The following is a 21160-nucleotide window of genomic DNA, read 5'->3' as shown; positions in this document are numbered from 1 at the left end:
AAGGAGTATTTTTATGGTAATTGAATATATTTTATTTTCTTTATTGACACTCATGTATGTATCATTTTTATTCATTGGTTTCAGATATAACGAGCATAAAAAATCTTTAGTAATTTTTTATGTGATTTCTACAATAATTTTCTATACACCATCCATCTACTATTCCATATTCTTGGGTGAAGCGTATAAAGTATTTAGTGCAGGTTCATACTTACAATACTTAGCATTTTCAATCTTATATTTCTTAATTATAACCTTATTGATTATAGTTAAAAATTCCATTAATTTTTCTAAAAATATTACATTTAATCATTCTTCAAATAAGTTAGTTTATTTGTATATGGGCTACGTTACTGCGGCCATTCTGGCTTATGTTGTGTTTTACTTTGATCGATTTCCATTGATCAATTTGGTTTTAGAAGGAAGTCGAATAGAAAGACCAGATATGAGTGGTAGTATACCTCTTTACTTTACGTTTTCAACATTTATATTTTTTATCATCCCATCGTATTATTTATACTTTTATGATAGAATTCAATCAAATGTAGTTAAGTTAATTTTGTTTGCTGCTGTAAGTATCATTTTATTAATCGGTGGGAACAAAGGAGTTTTAGTTTATTTCTACATTTTTTTCTGGATCTTTATTTTTAAAATGAAAATTAATTTCAAATTGCTAACAATGGTAGTTATTGCGTTCTCGGCATATTTGTTTATAACAGGTAGCCTCGTGACTTCGGGAATCAGGAGATTTTTCGTTACTCAAGGTGCAGCATTTATAGCCAGGTTTGAAATGCTCAATATTGATTTTCCTTTTGACCTTCATAATATAGATGGCCAGGTATTTGAATTTATATATGGATATCCTGATGGAAGTGGTCCTAGCTTTTTTGTGGGGGATTTCTTTATTCATATTGGTTATATAATTGGTACAGCGACCATGTTATTGATTTTCTTAGTGTTCTTTTATATTTCTCGTTTTATAGATGTGCACTTTAAAAATAATTTATTTATTTTATGGAGCTTCACGGCTGTTATATATATATTAGGAATGGGAAGTCTAGATTTCCCAGCATTTTGTCGTATAGTCGCAATTAGTTTAAATGCTATAATAGTTGTTAGCTTGCAAAACACAAAGAGTATATCTAACTTTGCGGTAAATAATTTACAGTTCCTTGGTTTTAAGGGAGCTTTAGCTGGTGAACGTAAAAATAAAAATAATTAGAGGGTGTTTTGTATGTATCAAGGAAAAAATATATTAGTTACTGGTGGAACAGGTTCTATTGGAAGTGAAATAGTTAGACAATTATTAAAGTATGAACCCAATGTTATTAGAATTCTTAGTAGAGATGAATCGAAGCAGTTTGATTTACAGTATGAACTAAAAGAATACAGTAATATAAGATATTTAATTGGAGATATACGTGATAAAGATAGAATTAATTATGCAACTAAAGACATTGATATCATTTTTCATGCAGCAGCCTTAAAACATGTACCTTCTTCTGAATATAACCCGTTTGAAGCTGTGAAAACAAATGTTTTTGGTGTACAAAATATTATAGAATCTGCAATTGATAATAATGTTGAAAAAGTAGTAGCAGTGAGTACGGATAAAGTGGTTAACCCAACGAATACAATGGGAGCAACCAAATTGTTATCAGAAAAATTAGTTTCTGCAGCAGAACACTATAAAGGATCAGCTAAAACGGCATTTTCGTGTGTGAGATTTGGGAATGTTATGGGATCTAGAGGGTCAGTGATACCACTCTTCAAGAAGCAGATAAAACAAAACAATGACATTACATTAACAGATAAAGATATGACAAGATTCATGATGTCGGTGCCACAAGCAGCTAAGTTAGTTCTTAATGCAGGAGAATTTTCAACAGGTGGAGAGACTTATGTATTGAAAATGCCTGTTCTTTTCATAAATGACCTCGCAGAAGTATTAATTGAAGACTATAATTCTAAAAGTCAACAATCATATACAGGTAAGATAACAGAAGTCGGAATTAGACCAGGGGAAAAAGTTTACGAAGAATTAATGACATCGGAAGAGTCGGAACGTGCTTTCGAAAATGATAAGATGTATGCTATTGATTCGTTATTGAATGACAGAATTAATACTAAGCAAGGTTTTACAAAGACGGATAAAAAGGAATATTCTTCGAAAACAGAAAAGCCATTACTCAAAGAAGAAATTAAGGATTTATTAAAAAATACGAATTTGTTATTTTAGGAGTTGTTTTAATTATGAGTATTGTTGCTTTAATACCTGCAAGGGGTGGATCAAAAGGTATAAAAAAGAAGAATTTAGTATTGCTTAATAATCGACCTTTAATTGCGCATACTATTGAGAATGCTAAAAGCTCTAGCTTTGTTGACAGAGTGATTGTTTCAACTGACGATAATGAAATTGCTGCAGCGGCTTTAGAATATGGCGCTGAGGTTCCTTTTATAAGACCTAAAAGCTTAGCTGATGACCATGCAAAATCTATAGATGTAATAAGTCATACCATTAAAGAATTAGATGAAAAAATGGACGATATGATACTTCTACAACCTACTTCTCCTTTAAGGACGACTAAGCATATAGATGAAGCAATTAAACAATTTTATGATGAAAATCGAACACCATTAATCAGTGTATCGGAAGCAGCTGTTCACCCAAACATTATGAAGAAATTAAATGATGGAAAATTAGTCGACTATCTTGAAAATAAACCGGATGTAACAAGAAGACAAGACTTTGAAACAATATATCAAATTAATGGTGCTATATATATTACTACGAAGGAAATGGTATTAAATAAAAACAAAATATATGACACTATGGCAATCCCTTATATAATGGATAAAATATCATCAGTTGACATTGATGATATTTATGATCTTTATCTGGCAGAAATACTGATGAACAAACATATGGAGGATTAAATGGTGATAAAAATAGGCGAAAAGGTTATTCATAGTTCTTCACCAACTTACATCATAGCCGAAGTTGGTGTGAATCATAATGGTGATATGAATATTGCAAAAAAGATGATCGATGTAGCAGTTGAATCAGGAGCAGACGCAGTAAAGTTTCAAACGTTTAAGGCAAAAAGTTTAGTTTCTAGTTCTGCTAATTTAGCAGAATACCAAAAGAAAAACATGGGTGAGCATGAATCACAGTATAACATGCTGAAAAAACTTGAATTAACTGAACAAGATTTTATTATTTTAAAAGAATATTGTGAAGACAAGGGAATAGAATTTCTATCTACGCCATTTGATATAGATAGTGCACTTTTTTTAGAGCGAATAGGGGTGCACGCTTTTAAAGTTGGATCAGGTGATTTAACAAACCATCCTTTCTTAAAAGGTCTAGCTAATTTAAACATACCGATCATTTTATCGTCTGGAATGGCAAATTTAGGTGAAATTGAAGAAGCATTAAATATTCTAAAAGATTCAGAAGTACTCCTTTTGCACTGTACTTCAGATTATCCAGCACCTTATGAAGATGTGAATTTAAAAGTGATTAACACAATGAAGCATAGTTTTGGGAATATCGTAGGGTATTCAGACCATACAGACGGAAGTGAAATCTCAATAGGTGCTGTTGCTCTCGGTGCAAAATTAATTGAAAAACATTTTACACTAGACAGAAACATGGAAGGACCTGACCATAAGGCTTCCATTACCCCAAAAGAATTCAAAGAAATGGTAAATAGTATAAGGAATTTGGAGAAAGCATTAGGAGATGGCATAAAGAGGTGCATGCCATCAGAAGCTGATACAAAAGAAGTAGCAAGGAAAAGTATTGTAGCAAAAAGTGCAATAACAAAAGGAACCATACTAAATGAGGATATTCTCACGGTTAAAAGACCAGGTAACGGAATTGAGCCTAAATTTTTCGAACTAATTCAAGGAAAAGAAATAAAAAAAGATGTTCAAGCTGATCAAGTTATTAAATGGGATGATATCCTATGATTAATCCTAAAAGAAATATATGTGTAATTACTGGTACTAGAGCTGATTATGGAATTTATTATCCGATAATAAGTACAATTAATGAAAATGAAAATCTGAACCTTCAAATTTTGGCTACTGGTATGCATTTGTCTCCGTATCATGGGAATACGTTGAAAGAAATTGAAAATGATCATTTTACGATATCAGATAAGGTTGATATTTTGCTACAAGGTTCTACTGGAGAAAACATGGCAAAGTCAATTGGTATTGGAATAATAGGAATGACTCAGTCTTTTCAAAGGTTAAAACCAGATATAGTTCTTGTTCTGGGAGATAGAGGCGAAATGTTATCTGCGGCTATTTCTGCTTCTCATATGAACATACCAGTAGCGCATATCCATGGTGGAGAAGTTTCAGGTTCCATTGATGAATCTGTAAGGCATGCGATCACTAAGTTATCACATATTCACTTTCCTTCAACTGATTTGAGCGCTGAACGTATCAGTAAATTAGGAGAAGATCAATGGAGAATATTCAAAGTGGGAGCTCCTCGAATCGACACAATTAAAACACAAGAAACGCCACAAACAGAAGATGTATTATTAAAACATAATATTGTATTGAATAATAAGGACTATTACTTGTTTGTCTTTCACCCTGTTACGACAGAGGTAAATGATGTTAAGTCTCAAATCCAAATATGTATGAGTTCACTATCACAGTTAGGAAAAGATGTAATTATAATAATGCCGAATTCAGATGCAGGGAATGAGGATATTATTATTGAATATGAAAATTACAAGAAATATAAATATTTTCATTTTGTTACTAATTTTAGTCCAATGGAATATTTAACAATACTTAAAAACTCGTTGGCTATTATCGGCAATTCGTCGTCAGGGATTATTGAGGCAGCATCATTCAAAAAGCCAGTAATAAATATCGGTAATAGGCAAATCGGGAGAGAACGCTCAGAGAATGTAATAGATGTAGATTGTAACAAGGATGATCTATTAAAAGCCATTAAAATGATGGATACACAAGCATTTAGTCAAAAGCTTACAGAAGTAAAAAATGTTTATGGGGAAGGTAATGCAAGTCAAAAAATTATCGAAGTTATAACATCGATCGAGATTGATAATGCTCTTATCAATAAAAAAATATCATATTAAAGGTGTGGAATAATGTACGTTATAGTTGGTGCTGGTGGACACTCGAAAGTGGTTGTGGATATATTAAAACTTAAAAAAAAAATATATTAGGCATTATAGATGATTACAAAAAAGATAGTTTTATTGGCTATCAAATTCTTGGTGGAACGGATGACATTGAATCAATATTTCCTAATAAATCATCAATAAAAGTAATAATAGCGATTGGGGATAATAAGTTAAGATTAAAAATTGCCCAAAAAATAGCTGATAAAGGTTATTATTTTGGCAAAGCTATACATCCTTCTTGTTATATTGGGTCGAATGTTACAATAGGAGATGGAACTGTTTTGATGCCGAATGTTGTTGTTAACCATTCAAGTGAAATCGGAAATCACTGTATTCTAAACACATCATCGACTATAGATCATGATTGTTTTGTAAATGATTATGTGCATATATCTCCAGGAGTTAATCTATCGGGCAATGTATCTATTGGTAAGCGAAGTCATATAGGAGTAGGAACCTCTATTATTCAAAATATAACTATAGGAAATGATAGCATAATTGGAGCAGGTTCGACGGTTGTAAATGAGATTAAACCTTACACAGTTGCTTACGGAGTTCCTGCAAAAGAAAAAAGAAGGGTTGATAACGATGAGTGAGAGAATATTATTGTCACCACCTCATATGAGTGGAAACGAAAGGAAGTATATTGACTATGCGTTCGATTCTAATTGGGTTGCACCATTAGGTCCAAACGTAGACTCCTTTGAGAAAGAAATGGCTGATTATATAGGTGTATCAGATGCAACTGCGGTTAGTTCGGGTACTGCAGGGATACACCTAGCTTTAGAACTCTTAGAGGTGAAAAAAGATGATCTCGTTTTTTGTTCTAGTTTAACTTTTATCGCATCAGCAAATCCCATTCTCTATTTAAAAGCACAACCAGTATTTATTGATTCTGAACCAGAAACCTGGAATATGTCACCAACAGCACTAAGGAAAGCCTTAGAGGATGCGGAAAAAAATAATAAACTGCCAAAAGCTATTATTGTGGTGAATTTATATGGCCAAAGTGCAGATATGAATGAAATATTAACTATTTGTGAGCAATATAATGTACCAATAATTGAAGATGCGGCTGAATCTTTAGGTGCAGAGTATTATGGTAAAAAGTCTGGTTCATTTGGTACAATAGGGATCTTTTCCTTTAACGGTAATAAAATAATAACTACATCTGGTGGCGGAATGATGGTTTCGAATGATAGTTATTATATGGAAAAAGCAAAATTTTTAGCTACACAAGCAAGAGATAAAGCAATACATTATCAACATAGTCATGTTGGATATAATTATAGATTGAGTAACATATTAGCAGGGGTAGGAAGGGCTCAACTAGAGGTGCTAGACTCCAGAATCGAAAGACGTAGAGAAATTTTTAACAAATACAAAGGTGAACTAACCCAAATTAATGGTATAAAGTTCATGCCAGAACCTAAGGATTATTATTCTACACGTTGGTTAACTACTCTGACACTAAATCCTCAATTAGTTCGTAAAAATTACATGGAACTAATTGATTTATTGAATAAGGAGAATGTAGAAGCTAGACCTATTTGGAAGCCACTACATGAACAACCATTGTTTAAAGATAACTTATACTATCCTCATTCTACTGACAGTTTTTCTAACAAAGTTTTTGACACAGGTATTTGTTTGCCCTCTGGATCTAGTTTGACAAATGAACAACAAGATAAGGTCATTGATATCATCAAAACGGCATTAACTTAATTTCTGAACTGTATTCGACTTTTTGTATTTGAGTACAAATAAGGAGGGTGTAATATTTGAACGTTTTTATTGTTGAATCTCCGCTTCAATTATTAAATGCTATGGAAGCAAAGCAATACTTTCAATTACCAACAGAAACATGTACATTATTACTTAATAATGGAGAAAATCCAAATTCTATGAAGCAAATGTTGAACCTAACGGATAATTCCGAGTGGTATAATGTTGAAAAGGTAGGTTTTGGATCAGGCAAAATAAGTTGGTTAACAAGGATTTTCGGGATGAAGAGGCAGATAAGGTCTTATGAGAAAATTGATAAAATTTTTATTGGAGACTTTAGATCTGATGCGATACAGTGTTTCATAAATTCCTTCTTGCAATCTGATTTATTTGTTTTGGATGATGGGACTGCAACATTAAAAATATATAATAATTTGACCAATCCGAATCGAGTAAAAAAAATAACAGGCTTGAAAGCTTTTTTTAAGAATTTAATGAGAAAATTGTTGGGTATCGGAAATATCTCAAAAAAAATGTCAAAAAGAGAAATGACATTCTTTACTTCTTATAATTTAGAGCCGATGAAAAATATAAGAATAATTAAAAATAATTATACATTTCTGAAAAAGCAGCAGGAAAATAAATCAAAAGTAGATAATCTCTTTTTTTTGGGTTCTCCTTTGACTGAAAAAAGAATAATTAAAACAAGGCAAGAGTATTTAAACCTGTTAAAAAAAGTATTGCAACATTATGATTCAACTAAAGAGTTCTTTTATGTACCACATAGAACAGAAAATGATGATTTCCTTTATGAAATTGAAAATCTCGGATTTCGAATATTAAAACTTGATATTCCTATTGAATTTTATTTGGTGAAAAGTTACGAAATTCCAAATCATGTTTCTTCTTTTTATTCAACAGCACTAGGTAACTTAAAATCTCTATTTGATGATACAGTGGAAATAGATTCTTTCATGATCGATGAATCAATATTGAATACTAATAATAGAGAAGAGATAAAAAAGATTTACGATTATTATTCAAAAATTATTAATGTTTATAAAGTATAGAAAAATAAATTCCCAAAAATGTTTAAAAAATCTAAATTAGCAAGTTAAAGAGTTTAATAGAAAAGTGAGGAGAATACTATTGAATAAAGTGTTGAAGCTTCTGTTTATGTGTATCATTGGGGTTGTAGCTCTTTCGATTAGTAGTACAAATAATACTGTGCACGCCAGTGGTCCTGGGCTAATATCTGTAAAACTAGTGAACTATGTAAATAATCAAACGGAAATTAATTTTGAAGTTAATGGGAATTACTATATTTATAATTCCAATATAGACCTCAAAAATGGGGGTTCCTATACAATAAACAAAAGTGGTGAAAAGCTAATATTAAAAGAAGGATCAAACGTACTTGGTACTTTTACTGAAGAACTTACGTTTAGACCAGAAAGATATAATCCATATCATTATTTGACTATCTTTGAATCAGTTCGATATGGACAAACTTTATCGTACTTGGGCGAAATGACATTTAAAGCCGAAGGAAACTATATAAGACCATACAATAAACTATTTGTTGAAGACTATTTAAAAGGTGTAGTAGGCTATGAAATGTATCCATCATGGAATATTGATGCTTTAAAATCTCAGGCTCTAGCAGCAAGAACGGTAGCATACAGCCATATTGACAGCACTAGTAGTATTCTAGATTCTCAAGCGAATCAAGTATATGCAGGAATTCCTCAAGGATCAATTTATAATACTGCTATAAAAGCTGTTGGGCAAACTAGAGGAGAAGTTTTATTAGATGCAAATAATCGGACAATATCAGCGGTTTATTCTGCATCGAACGGTGGAAGAATTCTTTCTAATGAAAATTATTGGGGCACAGAAAATAGTTGGCACCCTAATTTAACAAATAAGGAAGATATTTATGATAGATTTAGTCAAAATCCATATAATGATTGGAGTTTTCCCATTTCGAAAGTCCAAATAAGTTTCGCGGGGAAAAGTCTTGGTACACCAGAACAGTGGTGGGATGAAATTCGTGAATCGGATTATTCATTTATGAGGAATTTGAAGGCTAAATTATATGGAACAGTTATAGATAAAAAATATGAAATGAAAATCATAGATATCAAAGCTCTGAATTTTGATAAAATAGATTTAAATCCTGATAAGGAATATATGGGAACCATTAAAATTCAATATATATTAAAAAACTTGGATAATAATAGTTATAGAATGACTTCTAAAGGAAGGGTCTATTTATTTGAGACTGAGGTTAAATATCCTTTGACAGCATTTAGATCCATGATCGGCACTTCAAAAATGAAAAGTATTAACATTAAGCAACTATCATTACAAGATGGTAAATACATCTTTAACGGTGGTGGATTTGGTCACGGTGTTGGTATGAGCCAATGGGGTGCTCAAAATATGGCCCAAAATTATAATAAAAATTATAGAGAAATATTGAAACATTATTATAATGATATTTCAATAAAATACACTAGTAAAATACCAACAAAAATTAGTATTACAGATATAAAAACGGACAAGCCTTCTCCACAAAACAGTTATTCTAATATTCAATTTACCGCAAATACTAGTGGTGGATATCAACCAGAATATAAATATTGGGTTCTATACAATGATGAGTGGCATCTATTAAAAGATTATTCGGATTCGAATAGCGTTAGTTGGAAGCCCCAAAAACCAGGAGAATACACGATTAATGTTCACGTAAAAGATAAATACTCTTCAAGCCAATATGATGATTATTTAACAATGAATTACACAATAAATTCTACTAGGGACCCTATTATTTCAGATTTTAGTTCGAATATCCAAAGTCCTGTAGGTACTGACACTAATATTGAGTTGAAGACAAATGCTTCTGGTGAGAATGCATTACAGTATAAGTATTGGGCAGAAAATCTTAAAACCGGTAAATGGGAATTGATAAGGAACTACTCGAATGATCCTAAAGTAGTATGGACTCCGTCTAAGGCTGGTAAATATAGATTGGTGGTACATGTTAAAGACGTAGAATCCCACAAAAGTTTTGATGTATACAAAACAATTAACTTTGAAGTGAAAGAAAATATAAATATTGATTTTAATAGCTACACTGCTGACAAACCGAGTCCACAATCAGTTAATGAAAGAATAATACTTAATGCAAAGGCGACAAGTACTAATCCTGTAGAATATAAATTCTGGCAAGAGAATGTAGATACAGGAGAATGGATCTTATTACAGAATTATAGTAGTGACACGAACATTGGCTGGGAGCCTAATGAAGTAGGAAACTATAAACTAGTGGTTCATGTAAGGGAACAAGGATCCACTAGGCCATATCAAGCGTATAAGGTTCTTAATTATGTTATAGAGAAGCCGAAGCCAAGTATCACATTGTTTGAAACGGACAAAACAAGTCCACAACTAGTAAATGAAGCAATTAAAGTCACTTCAAATGCGACATTTAAAAACCCAGTAGAGTATAAATTCTGGGCAGAAAATTTAGATTCAGGGGAATGGACCTTATTACAGAATTATAGTAGTGAAACGTCTATACAATGGAACCCTAGCGTTGCAGGAAACTATCAACTTGTGGTACATGTTAGAGAGCAAGGATCTACAAAACCATATGAAGCTTACAGAACTATGCATTATGTGATAGATAAGTTGGAACCAATAACTACAACGATAGAAGTAGATAGAAAAAGTCCACAACCAGTAAATGAAAGAATAATAGTAAATGCAAAGGCAACAAGTGAAAATCCAGTAGAGTATAAATTCTGGCAAGAGAATCTAGATACAGGAGAATGGACTCTATTACAAAACTATAGTAGTGACACAAATATAGGATGGAAACCGAGTGTTGCAGGAAACTATCAACTTGTGGTTCATGTTAGAGAGCAAGGATCTACGAAACCATATGAAGCTTACCAAACTTTCAATTATGTCATAGTAAAGCCGAATATTAGTATCACATCGTTAGAAGCTGACAAGTTAAGCCCACAACCAGTAAATGAAAGAATAATAGTAAACGCAAAGGCAACAAGTGAAAATCCAGTAGAGTATAAATTCTGGCAAGAGAATCTAGATACAGGAGAATGGACCTTAATCCAGAACTATAGTACTGATACGAATATAGGATGGGAACCGAGTGTTGCTGGAAATTATAAACTAGTAGTGCATGTAAGAGAGCAAGGGTCACAGCAACCCTATCAAAAATATTCTTTCATAAAATATCATATTACTGAGTGAGGTTTAACGAAGAGGCTCATAAAATAAATATTCATTTATATTTCATTAAACCTATCCAATATTTAGGTTCTAAACAAAAGGAAGGCCTTCTTTATTCCTATAAAGGAGGAACCTTCCAATTTTGAAATATAATCAAACAGCAAAGGTTATGAAAATCTTACTGACACTTTTATGTGATATATACGATAGATACATAAGAAAGTAAGTACTGTTCTATGGAGACTTCTTTCATTAGAATCTTGCGAACGGTTGCCATCTCCGTGATAAAAATGTGAATAGATATCTGGGGAGTGAGTAAATTCTATAATCTTTTAAATTCGTTTGATCAGAAGGAATTGGAATCTATCAAATCGTTCCGCTATTAACCTTTCATTATTCATATGTCAATTTAACTTGAACAAAACTCAAATATCATATTAAGTCAAAAAAATTAAGGAGAGATCGTAAGATAAGTAGAGAAATACTAATTAACATCGGGAGTGAACTTAATGAAATATAAAAAAATAATAATTACCTATCTTTTTGCCTTTATTTCCTTCTTGGTGATAGGAATTCAAGTGGAGGCTTCAAAAAGAATAGTGATTGATCCGGGACATGGGGGATGGGATCCTGGAGCAGTTAACTATAACGTGCAAGAAAAAGACATTAATCTAGAGCTTTCCAGGTTGATTAAAGATAGACTAGATCCTTTTACTGAAGTTATTTTAACAAGGAATGGTGACGAATATCTATCGTTAGAGGAAAGAGCTGATTTTGCAAACGTAAAAAATGCTGATTTGTTTTTAAGTATCCATCATGATTCTAACTATTATTCTAGTGCACAAGGTATTAGTACGCATTTTAGTTCATACAGAGCTAACATTCAGAGTGATGATTATTATGTCAAATATAATGGGAAAACGTATGATTATTTATACGAGAAAAAAGTAAATGGAGAATCCTATATATTTTATAGTGATAATGGAAAAACGAAAAAAGCACATGTGAATAATATTATCGTTTATGATAAAAAGCCTTTTCATAGTGTAGTACAAGAAAGCCAACAGCTATCATTAGATATTGCTGATGCTTTAGCTTCATTAGGATTTAAAAAAAGGTACACCTCATCAGGTAGTAAAGATCATAATTTGTATGTAACTAGACATACAAACATGGCGTCTATACTAATAGAAAATGGGTTTACATCTAATTTAGAAGATTTATTTAAAATTAAAAATAATCAAGAACAAATGGCGCTAAAAATAGCTAATTCCATAATTAATTATTATAAATTGGGTACTCCTGTAATAACATCATTTGGAGCAGATAAAACAAGTCCACAACGAGTAGATGAAAGAATAATCGTTAATGCAAAAGCGACTTCTGGTGAACCTGTAGAATATAAATTCTGGCAAGAGAATGTAGATACAGGAGAATGGACTTTATTGCAAAATTATAGTAGTGACACGAACATAGGGTGGGAACCAAGCGTTGCAGGGAATTATAAACTAGTCGTTCAAGTAAGGGAACAAGGATCTACAAAATCATATCAAACATATAAATCGCTCCATTATGTAATAGAAGATCCAAAACCAACTATTACAAAGTTTGAAGGAGACAAGGCAAGTCCACAGTCTATAAATGAAAGAATAATAGTCAATGCAAAGGCGACAAATGAAAATCCAGTAGAGTATAAATTCTGGCAAAAGAATTTAGATACAGGAGAATGGACCTTAATTCAGAACTATAGTACGGATACGAATATAGGATGGGAGCCGACTATTGCAGGAAACTACCAACTGGTGGTTCATGTAAGAGAACAAGGTTCAACAACACCATATCAATCTTATAAGACTCTTAATTATGTGATCAGTAAGCCGAATATAACAGAGTTTGAAGCAGACAAGGCAAGTCCACAGCTAATAAATGAAAGAATAATAGTCAATGCGAAGGCGACAAGTAATAATCCAGTAGAGTATAAATTTTGGCAAGAGAATTTAGATACAGGAGAATGGACCTTAATTCAGAACTATAGTACGGATACGAATATAGGATGGGAGCCGAGCGTTGCAGGGAACTATAAGCTTGTGGTTCATGTAAGGGAACAAGGGACCACAGAACCTTATCAGTCGTATAAAACGCTCAATTATGTAATTGAGAAGCCGAAACCTGTTATTTCATCGTTTAAAGCAGACAAAGCAAGTCCACAACCAGTAAATGAAAGAATTATGGTCAGTGCACAGGCGACAGATTCTAACCCAGTAGAGTATAAATTTTGGCAAGAGAACCTAGATACAGGAGAATGGACGTTAATCCAAAACTATAGTAGTGACACAAACATAGAATGGAATCCAAGTGTTGCTGGAAACTATAAACTAGTTGTCCATGTAAGAGAACAAGGATCTACAGAACCATATCAGGTTTATAGTACTATCAGTTATACTGTAGATAACCTAGAGCTCAGCATCACATCGTTTGAAGCAGACAAAGCAAGTCCACAGCCAGTAAATGAAAGAATAATTGTTAATGCTAAGGCAACGAGCAAAAATCCAGTAGAGTATAAATTCTGGCAAAAGAATATAGATACAGGAGAATGGATCTTAATTCAGAACTATAGCAGTGATACAAATATTGGATGGAAACCAAGTGTTGCAGGAAACTATAAACTAGTAGTTCATGTAAGAGAACAAGGTTCTACCAATGCATATCAAGCATATGAAGTATTAACATATAAAATAAACTAATAAATTATAGGTGGGTATATATGAAACCCACCTATAATTAGTGTATAGTATAATAAAATCTAATAAGGAAACAATAAATACAGGAACAATTAACTATTTAAATTAAGGTAAAAGTATCTTAAAATAAATTAGATTCACATTTCAAACTAAAAGTATATTTGAAGTGATTATATAAATAATAAATAAGTTAATTTATTAAATTTGGAGGACGAAAGAATGTTCCAATTAAAAGATGTACTAAAAACGATATGGAAAGGCAAAATAGTTATTTTATTAATTATTCTTGTCTCTATAGGTCTAAGTTTTGTTGTAAATGAATTCTTGAAGGAAAACACGTACTCTACTTCATTGAAATTAACATATAATTTTCCAAAGGGAAATTATGAAATATTAAATGAAGAGATTAACGAAATAGTGAGTACTCAAAACTTCACGGATATCATAACTTCAGATGATTTAATGCAGCAACTGATTGAAAATACAGATTTACAAATTAGTGAAGAAAAAATAATAAACTCAATTAGCATTAATAACTCTACAGAAAATAAACTGTTAACTATTACTATAAAAGGAAAAAATCAAAACCAAAATGAATTAATTTTAAAAGAGATAACAGAACTAACCCAAAATTATGTAGGTACACAATTAGATGAGCTATTAACAGAACAAATAAAGGAATATGAACAAAAAGTTGAGAGTGATATGTTGAATGTAACAGAAGCTTATAATGAATTTGAAGATAGTAGTTTCCATCAAAACGAATTGTTGAGCTTATCTTTTATAAAAGATGCTTTAATAGGCGAAATGACTGTTAATATTTCTCAGGAGTTATTGGCTAGTATAAATAACTTAACACCTTCTGAAAAGATAGCTTTTATAGAAATAAGCAGTAAAATCACAAATCATATCAATTCTTATAAAGAATCTTCAACTCATTATACAGACCTTTTAACTTTAAAAGAAAATGGAATTGAAATGCTTGAGATTAGTGATAACCAAATGGAGTCAGTTGAGAGCTCAGTTGAGGATTCTTATATATATTTCATATTCACATTTATCGGTTTCTTTTTGGGAATTTTCTTAGTCCTATTTATGAAATTTTTCAAAGAAGAAATTAGAGTAAATAAGAACAGTTAACTTCATCTAATCTACACAGAATTAAAATAATATATAGAAACCTGAATAAAATAATGAGTAATTGAATAACCTTTATCACAGTGAATAACCGTCTGTAATACCCCCACTTAAGAACGAGAAGAACTTGTGAAGATTTACTTAGAGGGGGATAAAGGTTACTAACATCCTGACAAATAGTTATCTAAAAAAGAAAAAATGAATGATAGATTTAACTTGCTTTCAAAGTTAGTGTGGTAAAGTTATATAGGCCAAAATTTCACTTATTGAAGAAGTGTAACTTGTTGGGGAAAGAGAGCTGAGTAGGCAAATTATCGAAGGAATTAATATGGTTTCATCCTCACTTCTAACTCATCGCTTTAAAATTCGTGTTCGTGTTATAGCTTGAATACTTGAATAGCTGAGGGTCTCTTTTAGTTCCAATGAATCTATTCTATAAACATTTTATTTTCGAAAAATAAAATTATAGTTGAAAAGAAATTATCATTCTAGTATAATTACTCAAGTACTCGAATGATAGGAAATATAAAAAACAAACTCTTTAAAATAAATTGTTAATAGTGATTTGGAGGATAAAAATGGTTTTTATAGCATTATTGGTGTGTTTTTTAATTACGACACTGCTTACTCCGTATGTAAAGAAGTTAGCACTTAAAATGGGTGCAACAGATCAGCCTGATAAAAGAAAAGTACATGAAAAAATAATGCCCAGATTAGGTGGACTAGGTATATATATAAGTATAATTATAGGAAGTTTACTCTTTCTACCTAAGGAAAAAGAGACTATTTTTATATTGGTTGGGGCAACGCTAATTGCTTTAATCGGTGTATTAGATGATATATTTAGCCTTAGCCCAAAAGTAAAGTTTTTAGGTCAAATAATTGTTGCTATCCTAACGATATTTGGTGGTATTAAAATTGAGTTTCTAACACTACCATTTGTTGATAGATTAGAGTTTGGTATAATTAGTATTCCTCTGACTATTCTTTGGATCGTAGGAATAACTAATTCAATTAATTTAACAGATGGATTAGATGGTTTAGCAGCCGGAATTTCTTCCATTGCCTTACTTACGATTTCAACAATGGCGTTATCGATCGGTAATACATTTGTGGCTCTCTTAGGATTTATCGTTGTAGGTAGCACACTAGGCTTCTTGCTTTATAACTTTCATCCAGCGAAAATTTTTATGGGGGATACAGGTTCTTTATTGCTAGGCTACATGATTAGTATATTATCCATTATGGGGCTTTTTAAGAATGTAACATTCTTTTCCATACTAGTTCCTATTATTATATTAGGTGTGCCAATTTTGGATACTTTATTTGCCATAATTAGAAGGATTCTATTGAAGAAACCTTTATCAGCACCTGATAAATTGCACTTACATCATTGTTTACTACGTCTGGGATTTACTCATAGACAGACAGTTCTTCTGATTTATGCTATGAGTTGTATCTTTAGTACAGCAGCAATAATTTTTACTAGATCTACCTTATGGGGATCAACTATTACATTAATATTCTTATTGATCGCGATTGAACTAACAGTGGAGTTGACTGGATTAGTAGGGAAAAAGTATAAACCTATCATTAATTTTCTTTCGAGATTTCAAAGTTAGATAACTAAAAATATACTTTAGTTGAAGCACACGACTGTGAAGCGAAAACTTATGATTCGTCATAAATACAGCACTGCTTGGAGAAGCACCCTTTACTAGGAGTGCTTCTTTTTGTGATATTTCAACTTTATTGGGATATAATAAGGAGATTATTTAGACAAAGGAACACACATCACCAGAAGAAAAGTTATCTAATCCAGGTTTTACTAACTCTGTGGGACAGTTTATAATATGAGTTTTGAAGGTTTGGAACAACAATTTGCTGCGAATGGATATTATACCTTTTTAGCAGAACTGAAAACAATTTTTTTGATTTTTGGTGATGAGAGTGTATTTGTATTTAAATTATTGACCTTTTTAAGCTATTTCTTTTCAGGTTTGTTTTTGTATCTGATACTAAGAAATATAAGAGAAATTGGATCCACAGCACGGCTATTTATTGTTTTATTTTTTATTACATTTCCTGTTAACTCGGCTAAGATTAGTCTAGTAATAGTTAATCATTCAATAAATCACTTTTTATTCTTTTTTGTGCTATGGTTATTTACGATATTCTTGAAAAAGCGGAGTATTATTGTTCGAATTGTGTCTTTATCCTTATTTTTTTTCTTTTTTTACTCCCTCTTTATTAGTATTTTATATTATAACCATATTTATCTGTTATATTTTAATAAAGATTCTATTTGGAATGTTAAGAACCTTATTAAGATAGTTGCTAAGCACACCGTTTTTTTTATTCTACCTATTTTATATTGGGTATTTAAAAATAATGTATTTGTTACGACAGGTTTATATAAGGAATACAATGAAATAGGGCCTATTAAATTAACTAGCTTATTTAAAAATATACTTGATAGCTTTGATTATTCATTTATTGAAGTGATAAAGTGGTCTATTCCAAACACTATCATGGAATGGTTGTTCATGTTTATCATTTTGCTATTGCTGATTACCTTTATTAAAATTAAATCAAAACCAACAATAGGTTTACCAATATTTATAAGAAATTTATTCTTTATAGTACTAGGGGTTGTTGTATTTATAGCTGGTACCTACGCATATCTAGCGGTTGGAAAAATGCCAATGTTAAATGATTGGAATAGCAGACAACAAATACTAGTCCCCTTAGGGGCGAGTCTTATATTGTATTATTTTTTGTCATTGATATTCGATATTTTCCATCTTCAATCAAAAGTAAGAGTGTGTATTTTCTCTGTCTTAGTAAGTATGTTTATTGTTACCAATATAGGAGTATATTACGATTTTGAAAAGGGTTGGTTAAAACAAAAGTCATTAATGGAACACTTTGGGGATGCTGAGATTTTTGAGGAAAATACAACCTTTATCTTTGATGATCAAATACTTTATTTAAATGCAAATAATAGAATATATCGTTTCTATGAATACACCGGTATGTTTAAAAAGGTTTTTGGTGAAACTAGGAGACTTGGGCAAAGCAAAGCGATCAAAATAGACATGTATAGAATGAATAAACTAAAGCACTTCTTATATTTTAATATCAATAATTATGAAATGAGTGAAGAAAAGTATATAGTGGTAAAAGAAGGTTCTTATAAGTTGAATTTTCCAAACTATCTTAAGCTTAAATTCAATAGCGTGTTTAATAAAGATATCTATAAAGAAAATGTGAAGGATATTTTGATGCTTGAAACGGAATCTATCTCTAAATAAAGTGAGACTTATCAGGGAGTTAGCGTCTGTAATACCCACTGATAAATTAATACACGGTCCCGATCATCAGAAGTTAAAGGACGAAGCAGGGATTAATTTAAACAACGAATCGACTAAAATATATAGATAGCAACATAATAATGAGTATATAAAATCTGTCATTGACAAAACTTATTCAATATAAAACGAATTACAATTTAAGTGGGTGGATCCTATGTATAATATTCTTGAACTCGTGATAGCATTTGTATTATCTGCTGTAGTCGCATTTGCTACTACACCAATAGTGAAAAAGCTAGCAATAAAAATAAATGCAATAGATCTTCCTGATGAAAGAAAAAAGCATGAAAGGATAAGAGCGCGACTTGGTGGAATTGCTATCATCTTAGGAGTAGTTGCTGGATTATTATATATACAGCCACAACACCCTTATATGTTAGCTATAATACTTGGTGGTTTGGTTATAATTGTCACTGGTATTATAGATGATTTAATAAGTTTAAAAGCATATCAAAAACTTATTGGACAATTAATTGCATCTGTTATTGTGATGTCTTCAGGACTTTTAATTGATGCAATAACTATTCCATTCATTGGTCCTGTAGAGCTTCATGGATTTTCCTATCCTTTGACAATTCTTTGGATTGTGGGTGTTTCTAATTCAATTAACTTGATTGACGGATTAGATGGGCTTGCTGCTGGAGTTTCTGCTATTGGTTTAACAAGCATATTAATCATGGCGATTATGGATTACCAACTATTAGTGGTATATCTTTGTATTATAATGATAGGAAGTTGCTTAGGCTTTCTTTATCATAATTTTTACCCTGCTAAAATATTCATGGGTGATACAGGAGCATTATTTTTAGGTTATGCAATTGCTGTTATTTCAATGTTAGGGTTATTTAAAAATGTAGCTTTATTCAGTTTTATTATACCTATAATTGTAATTGCAGTACCAATATTTGATACGCTATTCGCTATACTCAGAAGGTTAATAAATAAACAAAATATTGGTGCTCCAGATAGAAAACATATTCATTATCAATTAATGGATATAGGGTATAGCCATCAAACTGCGGTATTAATTATATATGCATTTAGTGGTTTCTTTGGGATTATGGCTATTATCTTTAGCAGCACTACGATGCTAGTATCATTAGTTATTTTTGGATTGATTTTGTTAGGGATACAAATAATAGCAGAGCTTTCTGGAGTAGTTTTAAATGGACAAAAGCCTGTACTAAGTAGTATACAAAGGCTATTGACAAGAAAATAATATAGAGATCGATGAGGATATACAAATGTTAATGGATATACAGTAATATTATCGGATTAGCAAAGGTGATGGTTTGTTACTTTTATCATGCGTGTAAATAATTTTAAAACAACAAGGTATTTCGGAAAACGCCGTAAAGCATTGGGGCAAATATGCAAAGAAAAAGATACAGAAAATGTTGAAGGAAATGGAATATGTGTGCTCTTGACGAGATGCTGGGCTCACTTCAGGGGCGGGAGGCTATTCATGTCGGGGTATTAGCTGTTCTTCGTAAGAAAAGTTCTCAGTTTCACAAGATATAGGCTGATATTCCGTGAACAAACAAAGTCGACAAGCATATTCCACAAAGCGTTTCTTCCATTGCTTCAGCATTATCATGAAGTCATACTAAATCATATCATTACCGGTCTTTAACAATCAGGTGTACGTTTTTATTATAATATAGTAAAATTATATTAGGGTTAGTGAAACTTATCAGTATGTTAGCGATTGTTATCCCTTGCTTAGCTCCTTTGATATACTCGAATCTTGAAGGGGAGTCTTTCCGTCGGTAGCACTGTGATAAATGAAGGTGTATGGACATGATGATAACTTTTACGTATATAAAGGCAGATATTTAGCTAAAGTTCTAGTTCCGTCTACGGTGTGAATAAAAAGTACCCTTCGAGAAGACGGATTTTGTCAATCATACTGTTTCTTTATATAGATCTACCTAAAATCTAATGAATTAATGGCACATACTTATAGCCACTTTATAACATTCCCTCGACGGGTTTACGTTTCTTTATGGGAAGGCTGAATATAGCGTATTATGTATTTGCAGATAAATATGTTGCCGATAAACCGATCAAAATAATTAATAACAGTGATTTGAACAATGATTTTTACTATGGCTTTACCTGAATTGATGATATCGTAGAAGGGATCGAGAAATTAATCCCTTATGTACCAGCAAGTGGTGTCCTACATAAGATTTATAATATTGGAAATAATATCCTATAGAAGTTCATGTATTTTGTTACTTCATTAGTAAAGGCTGTGAGCAAAGCGTAAGGTCGTAACGTTGTATTCAAGAAAGAATTCGAACCTATCAAGTTTGGTGAAGTTCCCGTAACTTACTCTTCAACAGACTGCTTGTAAGAGGACAATTGACTTTATACCAAAATCACCTATTAAACAAGGCTTACAAACAGAGGTTATTATAGTTTTTGCAGGTGACTGACAATATCTTTGACTTTGAACTGGTCAATTTTGTAAAAAGAGATCATGACATCAATGCCGATAGTATCACGACCCATGCGTTAGACGATCAGGAAGAAATGAAACGTACAGGTATTGCAGAAGTGAATGTGGATAGGATCGTCACAACATTAGAGGAGAAGCAGGCATTGCCATAATTGAATTTTGCTGTATCCCCTTTTTACATATATTACCCTCAATGAAGCAATATATAGCAGAAGGGACCAATCCTGATGAACTAGGCATCTTTTTCCATGGTTATGGTTAATTCAGCGCAAAAAGGTACAC

General features: G+C 31.7%; 14 protein-coding genes and 2 pseudogenes. All 16 read left to right on the top strand.

From position 1 onward, the window contains the following. Positions 1-13: 13 nt before the first annotated feature. Entirely contained in the window at positions 14-1222 is a 1209-nt protein-coding gene (locus BUC25_RS02965) for a hypothetical protein (RefSeq protein WP_073199504.1), read from the top strand. Between the two features lie 12 nt (positions 1223-1234). Continuing rightward, positions 1235-2239, top strand: a complete 1005-nt coding sequence (locus tag BUC25_RS02960) for a UDP-N-acetylglucosamine 4,6-dehydratase family protein (protein WP_073199502.1) — start codon at positions 1235-1237, stop codon at positions 2237-2239. 14 nt (positions 2240-2253) lie between these two features. After that, complete coding sequence (locus BUC25_RS02955; RefSeq protein ID WP_073199501.1) at positions 2254-2937, top strand: acylneuraminate cytidylyltransferase family protein; 684 nt, start codon at positions 2254-2256, stop codon at positions 2935-2937. A gap of 3 nt (positions 2938-2940) precedes the next feature. Further along, on the top strand, positions 2941-3975 hold the full coding sequence (neuB, locus tag BUC25_RS02950) for an N-acetylneuraminate synthase (RefSeq protein WP_280174036.1): 1035 nt from the start codon (positions 2941-2943) through the stop codon (positions 3973-3975). Continuing rightward, positions 3972-5129, top strand: a complete 1158-nt coding sequence (gene neuC / locus BUC25_RS02945) for a UDP-N-acetylglucosamine 2-epimerase (protein ID WP_073199497.1) — start codon at positions 3972-3974, stop codon at positions 5127-5129. Before neuB ends, neuC begins: the two co-directional genes overlap by 4 nt. Before the next feature lie 12 nt (positions 5130-5141). Next, positions 5142-5773: pseudogene (locus BUC25_RS02940) on the top strand (acetyltransferase). Continuing rightward, positions 5766-6902: a DegT/DnrJ/EryC1/StrS family aminotransferase gene (locus tag BUC25_RS02935; RefSeq protein WP_073199495.1), complete on the top strand. Its 1137-nt coding sequence runs from the start codon at positions 5766-5768 to the stop codon at positions 6900-6902. The pseudogene BUC25_RS02940 and the gene BUC25_RS02935 overlap by 8 nt, the downstream one beginning before the upstream one ends. A 56-nt stretch (positions 6903-6958) precedes the next feature. Continuing rightward, the gene (locus tag BUC25_RS02930) at positions 6959-7972 is read left to right on the top strand and encodes a polysialyltransferase family glycosyltransferase (protein ID WP_073199493.1); all 1014 of its coding nucleotides are present in this window, start codon (positions 6959-6961) and stop codon (positions 7970-7972) included. 88 nt (positions 7973-8060) lie between these two features. After that, entirely contained in the window at positions 8061-11183 is a 3123-nt protein-coding gene (locus BUC25_RS02925) for a SpoIID/LytB domain-containing protein (RefSeq protein ID WP_244535136.1), read from the top strand. A 488-nt stretch (positions 11184-11671) separates the two neighbouring features. After that, positions 11672-13906, top strand: a complete 2235-nt coding sequence (locus BUC25_RS02920; protein WP_073199488.1) for an N-acetylmuramoyl-L-alanine amidase — start codon at positions 11672-11674, stop codon at positions 13904-13906. 216 nt (positions 13907-14122) lie between these two features. Then, on the top strand, positions 14123-15043 hold the full coding sequence (locus tag BUC25_RS02915) for a Wzz/FepE/Etk N-terminal domain-containing protein (RefSeq protein WP_073199486.1): 921 nt from the start codon (positions 14123-14125) through the stop codon (positions 15041-15043). 575 nt (positions 15044-15618) lie between these two features. Continuing rightward, the gene (locus tag BUC25_RS02910) at positions 15619-16662 is read left to right on the top strand and encodes a glycosyltransferase family 4 protein (RefSeq protein ID WP_073199484.1); all 1044 of its coding nucleotides are present in this window, start codon (positions 15619-15621) and stop codon (positions 16660-16662) included. Between the two features lie 231 nt (positions 16663-16893). Beyond that, entirely contained in the window at positions 16894-18354 is a 1461-nt protein-coding gene (locus BUC25_RS02905) for a hypothetical protein (protein WP_073199482.1), read from the top strand. A 214-nt stretch (positions 18355-18568) separates the two neighbouring features. Further along, positions 18569-19633 (top strand): glycosyltransferase family 4 protein, encoded by a 1065-nt coding sequence (locus tag BUC25_RS02900; protein WP_073199480.1) that lies wholly within the window; start codon positions 18569-18571, stop codon positions 19631-19633. A gap of 624 nt (positions 19634-20257) precedes the next feature. Continuing rightward, positions 20258-20855, top strand: a pseudogene (locus BUC25_RS19525) (Rossmann-fold NAD(P)-binding domain-containing protein); the annotation flags it as partial. Then, positions 20842-21030, top strand: a complete 189-nt coding sequence (locus BUC25_RS02895) for a hypothetical protein (protein WP_073199478.1) — start codon at positions 20842-20844, stop codon at positions 21028-21030. The pseudogene BUC25_RS19525 and the gene BUC25_RS02895, both read left to right, overlap by 14 nt. The last annotated feature ends 130 nt before the right edge of the window (positions 21031-21160 follow it).

The organism is Gracilibacillus kekensis (assembly GCF_900143085.1).
In the GTDB taxonomy this organism is placed as follows: Bacteria; Bacillota; Bacilli; order Bacillales; family Amphibacillaceae; genus Gracilibacillus; species Gracilibacillus kekensis.
The sequence above is the reverse complement of the archived record's forward strand: the minus strand, read 5'-3'. Positions and strand labels throughout refer to the sequence as shown.

Bases quoted from the DNA above. Each gene is read 5' to 3' on its own strand.
- BUC25_RS02965 (WP_073199504.1), top strand. From the start codon at position 14: ATGGTAATTGAATATATTTTATTTTCTTTATTGACACTCATGTATGTA.
- BUC25_RS02960 (WP_073199502.1), top strand. From the start codon at position 1,235: ATGTATCAAGGAAAAAATATATTAGTTACTGGTGGAACAGGTTCTATT.
- BUC25_RS02955 (WP_073199501.1), top strand. From the start codon at position 2,254: ATGAGTATTGTTGCTTTAATACCTGCAAGGGGTGGATCAAAAGGTATA.
- neuC (WP_073199497.1), top strand. From the start codon at position 3,972: ATGATTAATCCTAAAAGAAATATATGTGTAATTACTGGTACTAGAGCT.
- BUC25_RS02935 (WP_073199495.1), top strand. From the start codon at position 5,766: ATGAGTGAGAGAATATTATTGTCACCACCTCATATGAGTGGAAACGAA.
- BUC25_RS02920 (WP_073199488.1), top strand. From the start codon at position 11,672: ATGAAATATAAAAAAATAATAATTACCTATCTTTTTGCCTTTATTTCC.
- BUC25_RS02915 (WP_073199486.1), top strand. From the start codon at position 14,123: ATGTTCCAATTAAAAGATGTACTAAAAACGATATGGAAAGGCAAAATA.
- BUC25_RS02910 (WP_073199484.1), top strand. From the start codon at position 15,619: ATGGTTTTTATAGCATTATTGGTGTGTTTTTTAATTACGACACTGCTT.
- BUC25_RS02905 (WP_073199482.1), top strand. From the start codon at position 16,894: ATGAGTTTTGAAGGTTTGGAACAACAATTTGCTGCGAATGGATATTAT.
- BUC25_RS02900 (WP_073199480.1), top strand. From the start codon at position 18,569: ATGTATAATATTCTTGAACTCGTGATAGCATTTGTATTATCTGCTGTA.